Raw genomic sequence first — 17,503 nt, forward strand, 5'->3', positions numbered from 1 at the left:
CAGCCGTTTTCCTCTCAATGCCGCATTGCCGCCTCAACATCGGCGGCCTCATGGGGTAGTTCCGCGATGAGATCGACGAGCTTGCCGTCGGCATCAACATAGAAGACGTCCTCGATGCGAATGCCGATGCCTTCCTCCGGAAGATAGATTCCGGGCTCAATGGTGAAGACCATTCCCTTGTCGAGTGGCTTGGTGTAGTCCCAGGGGTCGTGGACGTCGATGCCCACGAGGTGGCCGAGGCCGTGGACCATGTACTGGCCGAGCGGTTGCCCGTGGAGGTCCTTGCCGTGCGAGTTAATGTACGCGTAGGCGGCCTGGTCGAGCGAGTCGGACTCCTTGTGCTGCGGATCGTTGATCTTTGACTTACCCGCGACAAAGGCCGCTGCGGCCGCACGCTGTGCGCCGAGGACGACGTCGTAGAGCTCGCGCTGGCGAGGCGTGAAGTGTCCGTTGACCGGCATCGTGCGGGTGATGTCGCTGGCGTACATGCTGTACTCGCCCGCTGCGTCGATCAGCACGACGTCGCCGGACTTCATGGTCGCGGAGTTGTCACCGTAGTGGAGCGTGGCGGAGTTTTTGCCCGAGCCTACGATGGGCGCGTAACTTACGCGTTCGCAACCTTCTTCCATCAGCTTTTCGATGATGACGCCGGCGACCTTGCGCTCGGTGACACCTGGGTGGATGGCCTTCATCTCGGCGAACTGCGCTGCGATGGAGGCATTTGAAGCCTTGCGGAGCAGATCGATCTCAGCGGGAGACTTAATGGCGCGCAGCGGAGTCGTCAGATCGGCGACATCGTGGGTGTCGGGTGTCGCTCCCATGCCGAGCGTCGCTGCGGTGAACTCGGCGAGGGCGTGGGCATGCGGAGAGTCTCTCTGCGTGAAGATGTGGCGCATGCGCTGACGATCGCCTGCCACAAGCTTGTTCAACACCTCGGGCAGAGCAGTCATTGGCAATACTTCGTCGAAGCCCGTGGAGGCGGCCACGCCTGGCGTGTTCGCGTCCATCTTGGTGCCGGTGTACTTCTCGGTGCGCGGGTTACGCGTGGGGAGGAAGAGAATCTCGCGGTAGGCCTGCGCGGCGCGGCCGCCGAGCGCGGTGCCCGGCGTTTCGGCGACGGCCTCGGCTGCGGGAATGATGACCATCGCAGCGCCGGGCTCGTTCCATCCGCTGAGGTAGTAGAAGTCCTCGTCCTGGCGGTAGGGCATGAAGTCCAGGACTGGCTCCTCAGCCGCGAAGAGCACGGCGACGCCGCTACTCTTCATCTCGGTGGCGAGCGCGACGCGGCGCTGGTGGTACTCGGACTTGGGGACCGAGTCGAGGGCGTGGGCGGCCATGCTCGTAAAACAGCAGGCCAGCATCAAAATTCGTAGCGATCGCACGGGCATTCCTTTCAGATTCCTATTGGATAAGGCTTTTCGTGCATCTCCTGTCCGGCGGTTCCGAAGCGTTCGAAGCGTCCCTGCAGCAGGCTGAGCAGTCCGGTGTACCAGTAGCCGAGGACGAAGAGAACGAGGAACGGCACGGTGAAGAAGTTCTCCGTCGAGATTGCATACCAGACGGTGAGGGCGAAGTAGCAGCCGATGGCCAGCTCGATCCACGGAATGATGCCGAGGCGCTTTCTGTACTTCTTCGCCTGGCTTTTCTCGCCCTTCTGCTTGACGCGATACTTTGGCGTGCGCGCGAAGGCAGACTGGACGCCGAAGAGGGCTTCCATCACGGCCTTAGCGTTCGTGATGGTGAGGCCTACGCCGAGGGCCATGAGGACGGGGATGTAGAGGAGGGTCTTGCCCCAGCTCCTGGGGAAGAGTTCCTTCTGGCTGACGAGGTAGAACGAGGAGATCGACATCGTGCTCGCCATGAAGAGGGGCAGGTCAATCAGGAGCATCTGCAGGAGGCCCTGCCAACTGCGGATGACCATGGCCGGCATGAGCAGAACGCTGAGGATGATCATCAGCGGATAGCTGATATTCGCCGTGAGGTGGTACCAGGCCTCGAGCTTGGTATGCCACGGCGTGTCGCTCTTGAGGACGCGCGGCAGGATCTTCTTGCCGGTCTGAATGAGGCCCTTGGCCCAGCGCGCCTGCTGGGTCTTGAAGGCCGTCATCTCAATGGGCAGTTCAGCCGGGCACTCGACGTCCTGCAGGTATTTGAACTTCCAGCCGACCATCTGGGCGCGGTAACTGAGGTCGGTATCCTCGGTGAGGGTGTCGTGCTGCCAGCCGCCTGCGCTTCCGATGGCCTCGCTCCGCCACATACCGGCGGTGCCGTTGAAGTTGAAGAAGACCCCGGCGCGGGCGCGTCCGCCGTGCTCGAGGACGAAGTGGCCGTCGAGAAGGATGGCCTCAACCTGGGTAAGGAAGCTGTAGTCGCGGTTCAGGTGCGTCCAGCGCGTTTGCACCATGCCGATCTCGGGCTCCGCGAAGTGATGGATGACCTGCATGACCCACTCGTGCGGAGGAACGAAGTCGGCGTCGAAGATGGCCACGAATTCTCCGCGCGCAACCTTGAGCCCGGCGTCCAGGGCTCCGGCTTTGAAGCCGTAGCGATTGGTGCGGTGAATGTAGGTGATCGGCTGCGGGTCCATGCCGGCGAAGCCGCGGGCGTAGCGCTCGACGATCTGCTGTGCGACCACCGTCGTCTCGTCGGTGGAGTCGTCGAGCACCTGGATCTCGAAGCGGTCGCGGGGATAGTTCAGGCGGCAGCAAGCGTCGATGAGGCGGTCGATGACGAACTGCTCGTTGAAGATGGGAAGCTGAATGGTGACAAAGGGTAGCTCGCCCTCGGGAAAGCGCGCCGGCGGCTCATTCCATTTGGCTTCGTTCTTCTTGTTCTTGAAGTAGAGCCAGACGAGCTGGTAGCGATGTATGCCATAGAAGGCGAGGATCACCATGACGATGAAGTAGGGAATCAGCATCGCCGTGTCGAAGGCGTTCCAGCGGTAGAGCCCCTGGAAGGTCTTGTCCATGTAGTGCGACCGCCAGTAGTGGCCGAGGCCGTGCGGCGCCATCAGTAGACCAAGGTTGGTCGTCAGGAATTGAAGGGAAGAGGACAGATTACTGCTCCGGCAATGGTTTACATCTATCGAACCGATTTTACGCGATACTCCGGCGAACAGAGCCACAAGGAGAGAGTGCCGCCCGGTGTCCTATAATCTCCCCGTGTCCGCGAACGACAATCTCGCGTCGGTCCGCCGATATCTCAAGGCCATCTCATCCAACGTCCCTGTCGAAGATCTCCTCAGCTTCTTTTCCCCACTCGTGGTTCAGGAGGAGATGCCCAACCGCCTCAAGCCGCATGGCGGTCGAGGCGGCCTGGCAGAGATCCAGCTGGCCTACGAGCGCGGCCGGCAGATCATGGCCTCGCAGCAATACGATGTGCAGTCGTCTGTTGCAGAAGGGGACATGGTTGCCGTCGAGGTTGTTTGGACAGGCAGGCTCGCGATGGCAGTCGGCCATCTTCAGCCGGGCGCCGAGATGCGCGCTCAATGCGCATTCATCTTTGAATTTCAGGATGGCAAGATCCTGCGCCAGCGAAACTACGACTGCTTCGACACCTTCTAGTTCAGGAACATCGTCCTATAGAGCGTATCTCGCTGCACCGGCTTGAAGCCTGCGTCGCGGATGATGCGCCGCAGTTCTTCTTCCGTGGTGCAGTTCGACGTTCCGGCTGCCTTGACGACGTTTTCCTCGAGCATGACTGAGCCGACGTCGTTGCCGCCGAAGCGCAGACCCATCTGCAGCACCTTGAGGCCCTGGGTGACCCAGCTTGACTGCACGTTCTCGATGTTGTCGAGGTACATGCGCGAGATGGCCAGCGTCTTGAGGTACTCGACCGAGGTTGCCTCGTCCCACCCGCGACCACCAAGGGCCGTATTGTGCGGCTGAAAGGTCCAGGGGATGAAGGCGGTGAAGCCGCCAGTCTCTTCCTGCAGGCGGCGGACGACGTCGAAGTGGTTGACGCGCTGCTCGAGGGTCTCGCCGACGCCGAACATCATCGTGGCGGTGGTGCGCATGCCCAACTCGTGGGCGGTGCGATGGACGGAGACCCAGTCCTCGGTCTTGCATTTGAGCCGTGCGATGCGGTGACGAACCTCGTCGTCGAGAATCTCGGCGCCGCCGCCGGGGATGGACTGCAGTCCTGCGTCGCGCAGACGCATGATTGTGTCACGCAGGGACAACTCAGAGTACCCGGCGATGGCGAGGATCTCGCTCGCGCTGAGGCAGTGCAGCCAGATGGAGGGGAAGCGCTCCCTGATTCCGCGGAAGAGCCGCTCGAACCAGTCGATCTTGAGGTCGGGATGGAGGCCGCCCTGCATCAGCACGCCGGTGCCGCCCATCTCCAGCGTCTCGGCGATCTTCTGGTAGATGGTTTCGAAGTCGAGGATGTAGCCCTCGGAGGCCAGCTTCCCCTTAAGCGGCCGGTAGAAGGCGCAGAAGGTGCAGTACTCGGTGCAGAAGTTCGTGTAATTGATATTGCGATCGATGATGTAAGTGACTACGCCTTCGGGGTGCAGACGGCGGCGGATCGCATCGGCCTCCATGCCGATTCCGATCAGGTCGTCACTGTTGAAGCAGTCGAGCGCTTGCTGGCGGCTAATACCCATACCGATATCTTACGCCCTAGTGGGGACGGGCCAGCAGCCAGATCACCATGGCGAGCAGGACGAGAACCAGCAAAACCCCGGCCTTGAGCCACAGACGAACCGACGCGAGATTCTGTTCCAGCGCCTCCACTTTGTGGGCGTCCTGCTCGATGACAAGCCGGACGTGCTTTATGTCTTCGCTCAATTCGGCGATCTGGTTGCCCTGCTCCTGAAGCTGGCGGTAGAGCCCGGCGTGGGCCTTGGTGACCTGTCCCAGGTCACCGCGGACGCCTTCGGCCATTGCAGCGAGCGCGGCCTCGTTGGCCTTCTCGGCGGCGGTGCGGTGGGAGAGATATTTGTCGGCGATTGGGACCAGCCGTGTGATGTGAGGGAGCAGCTCGAACAACTGCATCAGGACCTTAGGCCACATGAGTTGACCTCACCGCCGCGGGCCTGTTCTCGGTCCGCCAGCGCATGATCAGAGCTGCGATGGTCAGCAGCAGAATCGTCGTGATGATCCCCTGTGACCAGAGACAGTAGATGCACCACTTCTCCAGAATGTATGCCTCGATGTAGCTCAGGAATGCAGCGAAGAAGAAGCCGATCTGCGCGGCCTCGAAGAGCAGCCACCAACGCCCGGCAAGCGCCAGCAAGGCGATGAGAGCGTAGCCGGCGATCCCAAGCGCAGCGACGGGCAGGTGGTGGCCGGCTCTCGGGTCTTCGTCGAAGGTCCGTGGAGGAAAGACGGCGAAGCGGCTGTGGTTGACAGCGCCGCAGTCGAACTTCTCTGTCACCGCGCATGGGGGAGCCTGAGACGGGTCCATGTTGTGAACGTGCAGGGCCATGGAGGAGACGACAATTCCGGCCACCGCGAGCAGAGCGATCAGGTACTTCATCGCACCATTCTACCGAGTGGTACCCCCTCCCCCCTGTTTTGCGCAAAATATTCATTTTATGAGAGTTAGATTCGGGCTTGGCCTGCAAAATATTCCATCTAAATGGTTTATCCGCAAAATATTGATTCTAAAATAGTTAGGCCGGACACTCGTCCGGCCTGATTTCGCTCTATCGCTGTTTTTATTGTAGCAAGTGGAACAAAACTAATATGCCACTTTGGGGAGATTTATTTTTGTGGCGTAAGATTTTTGTTTTGTTTAGCTTGCGGTGAAGCTGCGACTTCTCAAACGGGTTTTGGGGCTTGACAGACTCGAAGATGAGGTTGGTTTCCTAATCAGGGCAATCTTAAGGTTCAGGCAAGTTATTACTGTTTGCGCGCTTTCTTCCGAGAAAGTGCGATTTCTTGACTTCGGATTTTCTCATTCAGGAGAGCAGAGATGAATTGCGGTCTAAAGGCAGGTAGTGTCGCACTCAATGGGCTTTCGTTTAATACGCTCTCCACAGGCCCTGAAAATGGCGATGTTGTGTTGCTTCTACACGGTTTTCCGCAGTTTGGGGACGTTTGGTCAGGCCTTATGGCGACTTTGGCAGCGAACGGTTTTCATTCTGTCGCGTTTGATCAGAGGGGTTACTGTGCTGAGGCTCGTCCGCCCCATGTAGAGAACTATGATGTGGTTCACTTGACCTCGGATGTGCTGGCACTAGCCGACATCTTAGGTGCTGCATCGTTTCATCTTGTCGGCCACGACTGGGGAGGTTTTCTGGCTTGGAAATTGGCAGCTGAACACCCCGATCGCGTTCGATCAGTTTCGGTACTATCCACTGCGCATATCGATTCATTTTGCGAAGCGATTGCAAATGACCCAGACCAGAAGGCACGGTCGCAATATATCGATTTCTTCAAAATGCCCTGTAATGTCGCCGAGTCTTACTTTCTGAATAACGACGCCGAGCGACTTCGTGGCGTCTACCAAGGTAAGGTGCCTGACGTGCAGGTCTCCAACAATGTACGCCGTCTCTCCGAAACTGGTGCGCTGACATCTGTTCTAAATTGGTATCGTGCTCTCGATCTCAATGCTCGGGTCGGCAAAGTCAAAGTTCCTACTCTCTATATCTGGGGAAGCCAAGACATGGCGCTTGGAAGAACGGCAGCGACCAGAACCGCCGATTACGTCGATGCCGCTTACCAATTCGAAGTGCTAGAGGGCTGCTCTCATTGGCTCCTGGAAGAAGCACCGGATAGAATCAGCGGGCTCATCCTGAACCATCTCAAAACCAATGGCGCGCCCCTAGAGCTAGGAGAATAACTCAGGGGGTGGACTGGCGATCTTCGGAGTAGTGAACGTGCAGGGCCATCGAAGACACAACAATTCCTGCCACTGCCCGCAAAGCCATCAGATACTTCATCGGTTCATTCTACCTGTGAGTATTCTTCGTACTTTGACTCGCCGGACATAGAATCGTTGCATGACGACTCGCCGCCAGTTTCTCACAATGCTTGGGGCCACGGGTGTTGCCGCGGCTGCGCCACGTTCTCTCTTCGCTGCTGCGGCAGAGACGGAGGAGCCGTTCTCGTTCCTCTTTATCACCGATGCGCATCTGCAGCCTGAACTCAATGGCGTTGTCGGGACCGATATGGCGATGAAGAAGGCTCGCACGTTCAAGGCCGACTTCGCGATCAACGGCGGCGATCATGTCTTCGACTCGCTCGGCGTGCCCAAGCAACGGGCACTGTCGCTCTTTGATCTCTACGAAAAGACTGAGCAGGACCTTGGCCTGAAGGTCCACCACACCATCGGCAACCATGACGTCCTCGGCATCTACGCGTCGAGCGGTGTACCGGCGACCGATCCGCTGTATGGCAAGAAGCTTTTTGAGGAGCGCTTCGGCAAGCTGTACTACTCGTTCGATCACAAGGGGCACCACTTCGTCGTGCTGGACTCGATCGGCATCACGCCGGACCACGCCTATGAGGGGCGTGTCGATGACGCGCAACTCCAGTGGCTGGCGGCTGACCTTGCCGCGTTGCCGGCCGGGACGCCCATTATCGTCTCGGTGCACATTCCTCTGGTCTCGGCCTTCGCGTCCTACGTTCCGGAGCAGTCGACTTCTTCCGCGCACCACTCGCTTACGGTCGCTAATGCGAATCAGGTTCTCGATCTGTTTGCGGGGCACAATGTGCTCGGGGTACTGCAGGGGCATACCCATATCAACGAGCTGGTGGAGTGGAAGGGCGTGCCTTACATCACTAGTGGCGCGGTGTGCGGCAACTGGTGGAAGGGGGCGCGCATGGGAACACCCGAGGGCTTTACCGTTGCGACAGTCGCCAACGGCAGGCTGACAACACGGTATGAAACGTATGGCTTCAAGGCGGTTGCCAGCTAAGAGGCGGTAAGTCAACAGATGCGGCGACAAGGGATCCGCCGCAGCGCTTTCTTCTCAGGCGGAACACATCGGAGCCATTTTCTTCCGAAGTGGACAGCCTGCGCGATTTACATGGAAAAAGCGGGTTGATCTTTGCGAAATCCCGGTTATCCTTATGAGCGCTTTCGCGGTGTCGTCGCCCGCGTCTGTGTTCCCCGGGCCTTTCAGTTCGCGAAGCTGAGGAGACTATCCATGTCTGATCCTACGCAGAACCCGATTCCACCCCAAGCTCCACCACCTGCCTATATTCCTCCGGCTCCGCACGCTTCGTCCGGACTCTCGGACAATGTTGCCGCGGCCCTCGCCTATGTCACGATTATTCCGGCGATCATCTTCCTCGTGCTGGAGCCTTACAACAAGATTCCGCTTGTTCGGTTCCATTCCTTCCAGTCCATCGCCTTCTGCGTGGCGTCGGTTGTCGTGCAGATCGCTCTGGCGATTTTTGAGAGCTTCCTGCACTTCATCCCGCTCAGCTGGATGTTGTTCGGCGCGCTCAATATGCTCGTTGGCCTTGCGATATTCATCGCCTGGGTCGTCGTGATCCTCAAGGCCAGCAAGGGCGAGTGGTACAAGCTGCCAGTCATCGGCGACTTCGCTGAGAAACAGGCGCGCGGTTAGCCGCGCGACTCGAGCGGCGGCGACTCCTGGTGGTGTTCTTATGAAGCCAAATACTTGGGAATTTGTGCGCGATCCCGATGGGACATACTCAGTCTTCCATCGTGGTGAACTTCAACGGAAATCGATACCGGAAAGATGGTTTGCCGAGACAATCTGTACGAGATGGGGCTTTTGCGGATCGGAGTACGTCGAAATCAACCGACAGCTCGAAAGAACTGGACGCGCCACAATAACGCTCTGAATCCTCAAACTGAGACACTACCCGACTCCTCGTCTACTTGCCTTCGCGGCTGGAGGTATATCTTCCCAGCCGCTGCTTCATCACCGTGACTGCCTCTGGGCTCTCATCGACCAGTAGGAATTTCCTTCCGTTCTTTGCTGCTGCCTCGCCAGTGGTTCCGCTTCCCGCGAAGAAGTCCAGCACAGTATCGCCTGGGTTGGAGTGCACTTTGACGATGCGTTCGAGGATGCCCAGCGGTTTCTGTGTCGCATAGCCTGTCTTCTCTTTTCCCGTTGGGGAGACGATGGTGTGCCACCAGACATCGGTCGGGGTCTTGCCTCGCGCGGCCTTCTCTTCGCCCACCAGCCCTGGAGCCATGTAGGGGATGCGGTCGCACTCGCTCAGGTTGAAGGTGTAGCGCTTGGGGTCTTTTGTGTACCAGAGAATGTTGTCGTGCTTGGCTGGCCAGCGCTTCTTGGCGCGAGCGCCGTAGTCATAGGCCCAGATGATCTCGTTCTGAAAAGACTCGCGCCCGAAGATCTGGTCGAGCATCACTTTGCAGTAGTGAACCTCGCGGTAGTCGATGTGGAAGAAGAGGCTGCCAGTAGAGGTGAGTATGCGATGAGCCTGCTCCATGCGCGGACGCAGGAAGCCGAGGAAGTCTTCGAAGCTGTCGCCGTAACCCCTGCGGCCGTCTTCGACCAGCTCCGTTCGATAGCGGTGTCCGCCAAAGCCGACCCGGTCGCCGGATGCGTCCCGTATGGTCTTCATTTGTTTGCGCGTCTGGCGTTTGCCGGTGTTAAACGGCGGATCGACGTAGATCAAAGCGATGGAATCCGTCTCCAGATTGCTCAGGACTTCGAGATTGTCGCCCCGGATGATTCGGTTGCTACTATGGTTCATCCTTCTCCTCTCCTCCTAACACTAACGCCTCTTGGTCTGCGGCGCCTGACCGTGTATTGTTTTCTGCGGACGATTTTCTGGGGCCCTTGTGGCAGCAAACAAGCTCATCTACGCAATGCTCTCTCATCGCGGCCGTGTACGACGCATCAACGAGGATGCGTGCGCGGCATCGCCTTCGCAGGGCGCGTTTGTCATCTGTGATGGAATGGGTGGCGCCGCCGGCGGCGAGATCGCCAGCCACCTTGCGGCTGAGACCTTCCTGGCCCATCTCACACCAGAGACGTCGAACGGGGCTCAGCGTGTGCAGACGCGGCTGAATGCGGCGGTGCAGGCCGCCAATCAGGCTGTCTACCGGCAGGCCCGCCACTCGCCGCAACTGGCCGGCATGGGGACGACGCTGGTTGGTCTGTTGCACGCTCCGATCTCCAATGGCCCCAGTGGCCAAGGAGGAAAGCGTTCGGCGATCAATCACACGAACTCGCGCGCAAGCGATCCTCCCACGCTATGGCTCGCGCACGTGGGGGACAGCCGGTGTTATCTCAGGCGGCGCGGCAAGCTGTATCAGCTCACCTCCGATCATTCACTGGTTGCGGAGCAGGTCCGGGCCGGGCAGATTACCCCGGAGCAGGCGGCAGGGTCGCCCATGCGCAATTTCATCACCCGGGCCGTCGGCTCCTTTCCGACCGTCGAGGCGGAGATTCAGGGCTTCAATCCGCTTCCGGGTGACATCTACCTGCTTGCGTCCGACGGCCTGAATCGCGAACTGAACGATGAGGCAATCGACTCGATTCTTGCGGGCATGCCAGAGTCGGCGACCCAGACGAGTCTGAATGCCGCGTGCAAGGCGTTGGTGAGCGCAGCCAATGCCCACGGAGGCAACGATAATGTCACCGTGCTGCTGGTCGCGCTCAACCCTGAATAGAAGAAATTGAGCCGGTGATACGCTGCGGTTTATGGCGGAGATTCTCATACGGGCGGCATCCGGGGGCGACGTCGCCGCGGTTCGCGAGCTGATGCGGGCCTACGGTGAGCATTTGGCGGCAGACCCTCACGGCGCTGCGGGCATCTGCCTGGAAGACTACGCAAAGGAACTCGAAGGCCTGCCGAACCCTTATCTGGTTCTGCTTCTGGCGACGGTCGATGGGACGCCAGCCGGATGTGTTGCGTTGAAGGCGATCCCTTCCACGGCTGTTCCCGAGGCCCGCGCCTGCGAGATGAAGCGGCTGTGGGTGGATACGAGATTTCGCGGCACTGGGCTCGGTCGGCGTCTGGCGGAGGAGGCATTGGCGTGGGCGCGACGTGCAGGATTTGAGGCGATGTATCTCGATACGGTTCCGGCGGCCATGCCCGAGGCTAACCGGATGTATGCGGCCATGGGTTTTGAGCGGGTAGAACGGTACAACCAGAACCCGGTCGCGAATCTCGTCTTTCTTCGGAAGAGCCTGGCCAACTTCAAGTAAAAGTTCATGGTTTGTCCGGTAACTGGCTAAGGACGAACCTGCGCAGGTACAGGATTTTGAGACTTAGCCAACTTAGGGATTGACCAAGTCATTGCGCATGTTTACTTTGTGGCTAATGGCTGACATGCAAACAATTCCCGGCAATATGGAGAGCGAAGCAGTCGAGGACCTCTCTATCGCGATTAACATCGGTACGACGATTCGGGGTTACCGGCTGCAGAAGGGGATGTCGCAGGGCGACATCGAGAAGCGGACGGGACTGCTGCGGTGTTATCTGTCGCGCGTGGAGAATGGGCACACGGTGCCTTCGCTCGAGACGTTGCAGAAGATCGCGCGGGCGCTCGATCTGCAGTTGGCCGAGTTCTTCGCCGAAGAGGTCGTGGCGAAGGAGATGTCGTCTCTCCATCTGAACGAGGATGAGATTCGCTTCCTGACGCAGGTGCAGCGCTACTCCGCAAACTTGAGCGAGAGCGACCGCAGGTTGTTGCTGGCGATGGTCAGGAAGTTTGCTCAGACGACGCTGAGTTGATAAGGCAGTGAATAGGGAGTAGTAAAGACCACGCGAGATCACAAATCACAGGATCGACCAGCAAAAATGAAGGAAGGCCGAAATGGCCTTCCTTCATGCTTTCTACTCCCTATTCACTACTCCCTACTCCCTCCTTCACCGGAGATTGGCGATCCAGTAGCCGAAGAGAGCGAGAAGGAAGGCGGCGCCGGCGAAGGTCAGCTTCTGGCGCTCGAGGTAACGGGTGCGTCCGCTTGTCATGCGCGGCACAAGAGGAACCCCGAGGGCGAGGCCACAAAGGAAGCCTCCGACGTGGGCGCTGTTGTCAATGCGGATGACGGGAAGAAGAATCGTTCCGAGGCCAATGACAAGGTTGAGCAGTGCGAACTGAATGACGGAGCGGCGTAGACGCTTGAGCTCAAAGGCTGGGATCGGCAGTTTATGGTTTGACAGCAAAACGATGAGGATGCCAGCGATTCCGAAGACGGCGCCTGACGCTCCTGCGCCGACCGAGATATCGTCGCGCGTGAGGACGTTGTAGCAGAGACTGAGCAAGTTGCCGGCGATCCCGGTGAGCATGTAGACGGCGACCATGCCGAGGGGACCGAGAAGAGGCTCACCAAGAAGGCCGAGATTCCACAGACACCACATGTTGGTGGCGATGTGAATCAGTCCGACGTGGACGAAGGTGGCGGTCAGCAGACGGTACCACTGTCCGTGCAGAACGAGCCAGGCATTTGTTGCGCCGAAGTGTTTGAGCTGATCCGTCGTTGGATCGCTGGGCGAGACGCCGTGCATCACCATCCAGAGAAAGACGGCACAGTTGATGCCGACGAGCAGATAGGTTCCTGGAGCCGAGAGCGTACTGCGTCCGCGAGGGCGGGGCTGTGTCTGCTGGGCATAGTCGGAGTTAGGGCTGGTGCCGGCGTAGGGGTCAGGCGGAATGATCTCGCCTTCAGGTTGCGGGGAAACTGACATGGGTGTGTCTACTACGCTATCGCAAAAACGGGACTACAGCCTAGCGGAGGGTCAAAACGCTGATGGACCTCGATCATGAGGAGGTCCCGCTGGCTAAGCTGCTTTTGTGAATCGCTCGCGAAGGTCTTCCGGCAGACGCTGTTGGACGAAATCTCCCAAGAAGCCGGGAAGCGGTGTGGCGATTGCCACAAAGACCCAGAGGAGCGCGGAGAGGACGAGGCCGGTAATAGCGACGGCCTCTAGCGAGACGGCAACCGCGTGGGCCTGGTTGAGGTGAACCTGTACTCGCGCAATGTGAGTGGCGATCTCGACGCGACGGATGACGACGACAGCAAGCATGAAGGCAACGATGGAGAGTGTGCTTACGCTGATGAGTAGAAGGTCGATGGTGCGGGCGACACGCTGGCGGTGGCGGCAGTGGCCGCAGTCGGAGAGATGCTGCTCGTAGTCGGTGCGCATGGCCGGTGAAAGGCCTGAAATGTCATAGCGCCAGCCGGAAAGAATGCCGCCAACCACCTGGTCAATGCAGGAGGTTGAGCGCATGCGGCGATTGGCGAACCGTGATTTATTCATTGTTTTGTACGACTTCATTTTACCTTGGTTTGATAGCGCCGGGGAGAGAAAAAGATTCGCTCTGCAGCATCAGGGGTGGTTACCTGGTAGCGGGTCCCGAAGGCTCCAATTTAGAGACAGATCGGCTCCAGCGGAGCGGACTGGCCAGCCAGCAGAACGCGATTTCCGAGTAGTGTGGGGTGGTTAACCAGAGCTTGTTCAGCGGATAGGCGGGCCAGCTCCGGGGCGTTGTTCGACTCCGAGAGATGTCCGAGGACGATGAAGCTGGCGGTGCCGTCGTAGTCGTTCTGGAGGAATTCGGCCGTGGCGAGATTCGAGAGGTGGCCGACGCGGGAGAGGACGCGCTGCTTCACCGACCACGGATAGGGGCCGTCCTTGAGCATCTCGAGGTCGTGGTTGGATTCGAGCAGAAGCACATCGATGCGGCGTAGCGCAGCCTTGACGTTCGGAGGCATGTAGCCGAGGTCTGTCGCGATCGCCATGCGTGAACCTTCGGCAGAGAAGACGAAGCCGCAGGGATCGGTGGCGTCGTGTGGGATGGTGAAGGGGGTGATGTCGATGTCCCCGATAGAGAACTGCGCGCCGGCGTGGAAGTACTCGACGGCGGGAAGAAACGTGGGGTCGGCCTTTGTAGGCGCGGAGCTCTCAGGTTCGTCGGGGTCATCGAGTTGCGGCTCCGCAGTTCCGGAGGACTCGACGGCCGCGGACATGCTGTCACAGACCCCGGGAAGGGGATCGCCTGTCGCGGCGTTTGCGCGGGCAGCCTTCTCGCGCTGGACGTGCTCGAGCCACTGCGCATAGGACATGGTCTTGCGCGGGGTGAGCATGCGGACCCACGCGCGGTGCGTGGGCTCGGTGAAGTAGACCGGGATGCCCAGCTTGCGGGCGAGCACGCCGAGACCGGCGACGTGGTCCTGGTGCTCGTGGGTGATCAGGACGGCATTGAGGGTCGCGGGGTCTTCTCCGGAGAGCGCCATGCGCTTGAGGAGCTCGCGGCAGGAGAGGCCGGCATCGACAAGAACGCGGGTTCGCGAGGAAGAGATGACGGTGCTGTTGCCCTTGGAGCCGGAGGCGAGCACTGTCATGCGCATCATTCTTCTACGATACCCCCTTCTGCTGTGGAGATATCAGGACGGTACATAAGCCGGTACCCAATACCGGAGAGACCGAAGGGGAATTTCTTTTCCCTCGGTGTGGCGAATTCTTCTCCCTCAAATGTGCTTTCGATTGCATGTTCAGCAGTCTCTTGGGGAACGGACGCGTGTGAGCGCAAGCCATTTATTTGCAATGACATAAATGAATAATCTCCGGAGATGATCGAAAAGGCACTTGAAGTGCATGGAAGTATGCCAAACGCAATAAAGGAGATAGAGGCCCCTCGGGGTGAGGCGTGCTCTTAACTCTTCACAACGGGAAAGGGATTCATTTTGATGAAAAAGTCAATTCTTGCAGGCTCTCTGGCTTTGGTGTTCGGCGTCGCATCCGCTTGCGCTCATGCAGATACGATCTTCGAACTGACTCACAGTACATGCTCCTCTGGATGCAATGTTCTTCCGGCTGGAACGGTCGATCTTAGCCAGGTCACAACTAACGAGGTCGAGGTCACGGTGACGTTGACGAGCGACTACAGCTTCCGCCAGGCTCCGGACAGCAACCACTGGGCTCTCGTCTTCGACCTGAGCGGCGTGTCGGGTTCCGTAACCGCGTCGAACATCACCAGCGGCCCAACGTCGCAGACATTTGCCCTGCAGAGCCCTGGCTCTTACACCGATGCGGGGCTGGGCAGCTTCACGTACGCCTTCAAGTGCACGACCTGTGCCAAGGGAGCGACCGGGACGCCGACGCAGACGCTTAGCTTCCTTTTGACTGGAACTGGTCTGACCGAAGCCAGCTTTGTCTCGAACGGTTCGTACTCCTTCGGGGTTGACGTTGTCGGTCTCGATCAGGCTGCTGGATCAGGAACGGGCAACATCGGAGCGCCTGGACCGGGAACTCCGGGAGATCCGGGACCGACTCCTGTTCCTGAACCGTCGACCCTGCTGTTCCTTGGAACCGGCCTGACAACGCTTGGCGGACTCGTCCGCGTGCGGATGGCACCGGCTCGCAGCCGTCAGTAAGATCAACCGACTTCAATCACAAAAGCCCCGGACGCTTCTCCTTCTGGAGATTGCCCGGGGCTTTGTCTGTGTGGTCGATTCCTCAGGCGCGCGTCGCTGATGGAGGCGGCTGCACTGTGATGATGTCGGAGAGCAGGATGGAGTGCCCGGCGTTCTCCTTCTTCACGTAGGATCCGTCGGGCGCAGGCTCGACCTCGAGAAAGAAGAGGTCGGGTGTCTCGCCTTCGTCGAAGACGAAGAGGATCTGCGCGAGCAGGCGCTCGCCCCGAACGGTTTCGAGGACGACCACGTGATCGATCTGCGTCTTGAGAAACGCGCGCTCGGCGTCGGTCATGACTGGACGGGATGGCGCAGGGGTGCGAGGAAGTTGACGGTGGATCGCAGCACAACCTCGTCGTTCTGGTTGAAGGCCAGCGTACGGGTGCGGACGACGCCGTAGTCTTTGCGCGAGTTGGACTGGCGGACGCCGACGACCTCGATCTCGGTACGGATGGTGTCGCCTGGGCGCACGGGCGTGGTCCAGCGCATCTCCTCGACGCCGGCGCCGATCATGCCTCCGGCGACGGTGATGGATTGCACGCGCAGGCGCATGACGATGGCGGCAGTGAGCCAGCCGGAGGCGGCGAGTCCCTTGAAGAAGGAGCCTTCGCCGGCGGCCTCGTCGAGGTGGAAGGGTTGCGGGTCGTACTTCTGGCCGAACTCCTTGATCTCGTCGGCGGTGACCTTGGCGGCGCCGAGGGAGTTCATCTTCTGGCCTACGTAGAAGTCTTCAAAGTAAAGCTCGTTCGACATTGGTCCTGCTTTCGTTGATGAGTTTGATGGATAAGTTTATGAGGTAGATGCTGGAGCAGCGCAAGTGTCTCGCCGGTTTTCAGAAGGGTACCCCCCCTCCCCCTCACTTTGCGCTAAATTCACTGGTTTCATCAAGATGCATTTTCCCCACACGGTAAAATATTCGAAACAAATGGGATAACAGTCAAAATATAGAAAGCAAATGACTTAGGAGCTGAAAAAAAGAAAACCCGGACAAGTGCCCGGGGGTTTTCTTCTTTCTGATCTAGTTCTATTTTAGCAAATTCGGACAACTGGTATGCCATCGCTATCCGGTTTGTTTTCAGTTTGTTGGGTGGTTTTTGGGCTTGACAGGGGATTTTGCTGGGGGATTTGATGGAAAAACTTCTAAGTAACTGTTTTAAAAGGGGTATAGGCGTGGTGGCTGTGGATTAGTTAAATGAGTTTCCTGACATGCAGATTTGCATGGAAAAACGATGAGCTGATTCTGTAAGTATCAGTTATACAATGATTTGCTGTTTGCGTAACGGTCGGTGAAGGCTCTGACGGAGGTAATGCTCGGAAGGATGCACCGGACTGATTGATTTTGCCATTGGGCTGGCTGAAATCTCGTATTTTGAATGGATTCTACAAAGCGGGCAGTCGTATCCATGTTCTGCGTTGGGCTGAGAATCCAGATGTCTCTGACTCTCCCGGAGACGTCGATCAGCGCGGCCAAGGCTCCCCGATGAAAATCGGTCAGTTTGGCAAAGCCGTTGGGTGGAATAGGGTCACTTGGTTTTTCTATGGGGTTGCCGTCGTGATCAAGAGCGGTCGGGCGATGCAGATTAGGGTCGTCACCTGCTACGCGTTTCCAACCATTTGTGGTTTCGACGAGCAGGCCGGTTTGTGTGTGGAGTGTTTCGGCTCCGAGGGGAACAAGACCTCTCCAAACGGGAGGAACTGCTTTAGCGGCGGCCGCAGCGTCGGGGAAGAAAAGAGGATCCTCGACGTTTTGCGCGGTTTCTGCCGTGGGCGCCTGTTGGAATGTGATTTTGACGATTGTCTCCTGAGGATATGCGGACAGGACGATCTTCTGTGTCTCGCTGTCTAAGACCGCGATGAAGCATTTGCCGTGCATGGTGACTGCGGTATCGTCGCCTGTGATTTTGTGAGGGACGAAGGCGATGAGGGCGTGGACACTGACGGTCGTTGTCTCTTCGAGGTGATCGTCTTTCCAGATGAACTTCTGCTCTTTATCGGCGGAGAAGTTTCTAAGGAAGAGTTGCTTGCCGAGAAGGTCTGTTTTGAGGGAAGAGGCGATGGTGTCGGCTGCGTGAAGGTTTGGCGTGAGCAGGAGTAGAAGGCCGAGAAGGAATCGTGATGTTGATCTGGCAGAAAGAAGTGACGACATTGTTTATGGCTCCGAAGTGTACCTTAGAGCTCTGC

Annotated in this window: 20 protein-coding genes; 8 read left to right on the forward strand and 12 right to left on the reverse strand. The window is 58.6% G+C overall.

The window, feature by feature from the left end; genetic code table 11:
- Positions 1 to 14: 14 nt before the first annotated feature.
- Both OHL16_RS15860 and OHL16_RS15865 read right to left on the reverse strand, forming a co-directional pair.
- Complete coding sequence (locus tag OHL16_RS15860) at positions 15 to 1,382, reverse strand: aminopeptidase P N-terminal domain-containing protein (RefSeq protein WP_396127207.1); 1,368 nt, start codon at positions 1,380 to 1,382, stop codon at positions 15 to 17.
- Between the two features lie 11 nt (positions 1,383 to 1,393).
- Positions 1,394 to 3,010, reverse strand: coding sequence for a cellulose synthase family protein (locus OHL16_RS15865; RefSeq protein ID WP_263368160.1), 1,617 nt, complete (start codon positions 3,008 to 3,010; stop codon positions 1,394 to 1,396).
- 133 nt (positions 3,011 to 3,143) lie between these two features.
- Here OHL16_RS15865 and OHL16_RS15870 point away from each other — a divergent pair, with 133 nt between their 5' ends.
- Positions 3,144 to 3,563, forward strand: coding sequence for a nuclear transport factor 2 family protein (locus tag OHL16_RS15870; protein WP_263368161.1), 420 nt, complete (start codon positions 3,144 to 3,146; stop codon positions 3,561 to 3,563).
- Here OHL16_RS15870 and mqnC read toward each other — a convergent pair.
- The 3 genes from mqnC to OHL16_RS15885 are packed head-to-tail and all read right to left on the reverse strand — an operon-like array spanning position 3,560 to position 5,481.
- The gene (gene mqnC / locus OHL16_RS15875; protein ID WP_263368162.1) at positions 3,560 to 4,606 is read right to left on the reverse strand and encodes a cyclic dehypoxanthinyl futalosine synthase; all 1,047 of its coding nucleotides are present in this window, start codon (positions 4,604 to 4,606) and stop codon (positions 3,560 to 3,562) included. The genes OHL16_RS15870 and mqnC overlap by 4 nt on opposite strands.
- A 16-nt stretch (positions 4,607 to 4,622) precedes the next feature.
- Complete coding sequence (locus tag OHL16_RS15880; RefSeq protein ID WP_263368163.1) at positions 4,623 to 5,015, reverse strand: hypothetical protein; 393 nt, start codon at positions 5,013 to 5,015, stop codon at positions 4,623 to 4,625.
- The gene (locus OHL16_RS15885; protein ID WP_263368164.1) at positions 5,005 to 5,481 is read right to left on the reverse strand and encodes a vitamin K epoxide reductase family protein; all 477 of its coding nucleotides are present in this window, start codon (positions 5,479 to 5,481) and stop codon (positions 5,005 to 5,007) included. The genes OHL16_RS15880 and OHL16_RS15885 overlap by 11 nt, the downstream gene beginning before the upstream one ends.
- Positions 5,482 to 5,919: 438 nt before the next feature.
- Between OHL16_RS15885 and OHL16_RS15890 the strand changes: the two genes are divergently transcribed.
- From OHL16_RS15890 to OHL16_RS15900, 3 genes are all read left to right on the forward strand, one after another.
- Entirely contained in the window at positions 5,920 to 6,789 is an 870-nt protein-coding gene (locus OHL16_RS15890; protein ID WP_263368165.1) for an alpha/beta fold hydrolase, read from the forward strand.
- 160 nt (positions 6,790 to 6,949) lie between these two features.
- Positions 6,950 to 7,867: a metallophosphoesterase family protein gene (locus tag OHL16_RS15895; protein ID WP_263368166.1), complete on the forward strand. Its 918-nt coding sequence runs from the start codon at positions 6,950 to 6,952 to the stop codon at positions 7,865 to 7,867.
- 231 nt (positions 7,868 to 8,098) lie between these two features.
- Complete coding sequence (locus OHL16_RS15900; RefSeq protein ID WP_263368167.1) at positions 8,099 to 8,524, forward strand: DUF4870 domain-containing protein; 426 nt, start codon at positions 8,099 to 8,101, stop codon at positions 8,522 to 8,524.
- Positions 8,525 to 8,798: 274 nt separating this feature from the next.
- On the opposite strand, the gene OHL16_RS15905 is transcribed toward OHL16_RS15900, so the two are convergent.
- Positions 8,799 to 9,647, reverse strand: a complete 849-nt coding sequence (locus OHL16_RS15905; RefSeq protein WP_263368168.1) for a DNA-methyltransferase — start codon at positions 9,645 to 9,647, stop codon at positions 8,799 to 8,801.
- Positions 9,648 to 9,735: 88 nt separating this feature from the next.
- Here OHL16_RS15905 and OHL16_RS15910 point away from each other — a divergent pair, with 88 nt between their 5' ends.
- From OHL16_RS15910 to OHL16_RS15920, 3 genes are all read left to right on the forward strand, one after another.
- A complete protein-coding gene (locus tag OHL16_RS15910) occupies positions 9,736 to 10,569 on the forward strand; it encodes a PP2C family protein-serine/threonine phosphatase (RefSeq protein ID WP_263368169.1) in 834 nt (277 codons plus the stop codon).
- Between the two features lie 31 nt (positions 10,570 to 10,600).
- A complete protein-coding gene (locus OHL16_RS15915; protein WP_263368170.1) occupies positions 10,601 to 11,107 on the forward strand; it encodes a GNAT family N-acetyltransferase in 507 nt (168 codons plus the stop codon).
- A gap of 124 nt (positions 11,108 to 11,231) precedes the next feature.
- A complete protein-coding gene (locus OHL16_RS15920) occupies positions 11,232 to 11,636 on the forward strand; it encodes a helix-turn-helix domain-containing protein (protein WP_263368171.1) in 405 nt (134 codons plus the stop codon).
- A 135-nt stretch (positions 11,637 to 11,771) separates the two neighbouring features.
- On the opposite strand, the gene OHL16_RS15925 is transcribed toward OHL16_RS15920, so the two are convergent.
- The 3 genes from OHL16_RS15925 to OHL16_RS15935 form a co-directional block, all read right to left on the reverse strand.
- On the reverse strand, positions 11,772 to 12,593 hold the full coding sequence (locus tag OHL16_RS15925) for a rhomboid family intramembrane serine protease (protein ID WP_263368172.1): 822 nt from the start codon (positions 12,591 to 12,593) through the stop codon (positions 11,772 to 11,774).
- A 93-nt stretch (positions 12,594 to 12,686) separates the two neighbouring features.
- Complete coding sequence (locus OHL16_RS15930) at positions 12,687 to 13,166, reverse strand: hypothetical protein (protein WP_263368173.1); 480 nt, start codon at positions 13,164 to 13,166, stop codon at positions 12,687 to 12,689.
- Between the two features lie 110 nt (positions 13,167 to 13,276).
- Positions 13,277 to 14,260, reverse strand: coding sequence for an MBL fold metallo-hydrolase (locus OHL16_RS15935; protein ID WP_263368174.1), 984 nt, complete (start codon positions 14,258 to 14,260; stop codon positions 13,277 to 13,279).
- A 336-nt stretch (positions 14,261 to 14,596) separates the two neighbouring features.
- Between OHL16_RS15935 and OHL16_RS15940 the strand changes: the two genes are divergently transcribed.
- Complete coding sequence (locus OHL16_RS15940; protein ID WP_263368175.1) at positions 14,597 to 15,283, forward strand: PEP-CTERM sorting domain-containing protein; 687 nt, start codon at positions 14,597 to 14,599, stop codon at positions 15,281 to 15,283.
- Between the two features lie 82 nt (positions 15,284 to 15,365).
- Here OHL16_RS15940 and OHL16_RS15945 read toward each other — a convergent pair whose 3' ends face one another.
- The 3 genes from OHL16_RS15945 to OHL16_RS15955 all read right to left on the reverse strand — a co-directional run bounded on the left by OHL16_RS15945 (position 15,366) and on the right by OHL16_RS15955 (position 17,468).
- Entirely contained in the window at positions 15,366 to 15,617 is a 252-nt protein-coding gene (locus tag OHL16_RS15945) for a hypothetical protein (RefSeq protein WP_263368176.1), read from the reverse strand.
- Positions 15,614 to 16,075, reverse strand: coding sequence for a MaoC family dehydratase (locus tag OHL16_RS15950; RefSeq protein ID WP_263368177.1), 462 nt, complete (start codon positions 16,073 to 16,075; stop codon positions 15,614 to 15,616). Before OHL16_RS15950 ends, OHL16_RS15945 begins: the two co-directional genes overlap by 4 nt.
- A 496-nt stretch (positions 16,076 to 16,571) precedes the next feature.
- Positions 16,572 to 17,468 (reverse strand): hypothetical protein, encoded by an 897-nt coding sequence (locus tag OHL16_RS15955; RefSeq protein ID WP_263368178.1) that lies wholly within the window; start codon positions 17,466 to 17,468, stop codon positions 16,572 to 16,574.
- Positions 17,469 to 17,503 lie beyond the last annotated feature (35 nt).

Source organism: Edaphobacter bradus (assembly GCF_025685645.1).
Taxonomy (GTDB): Bacteria; Acidobacteriota; Terriglobia; order Terriglobales; family Acidobacteriaceae; genus Edaphobacter; species Edaphobacter bradus.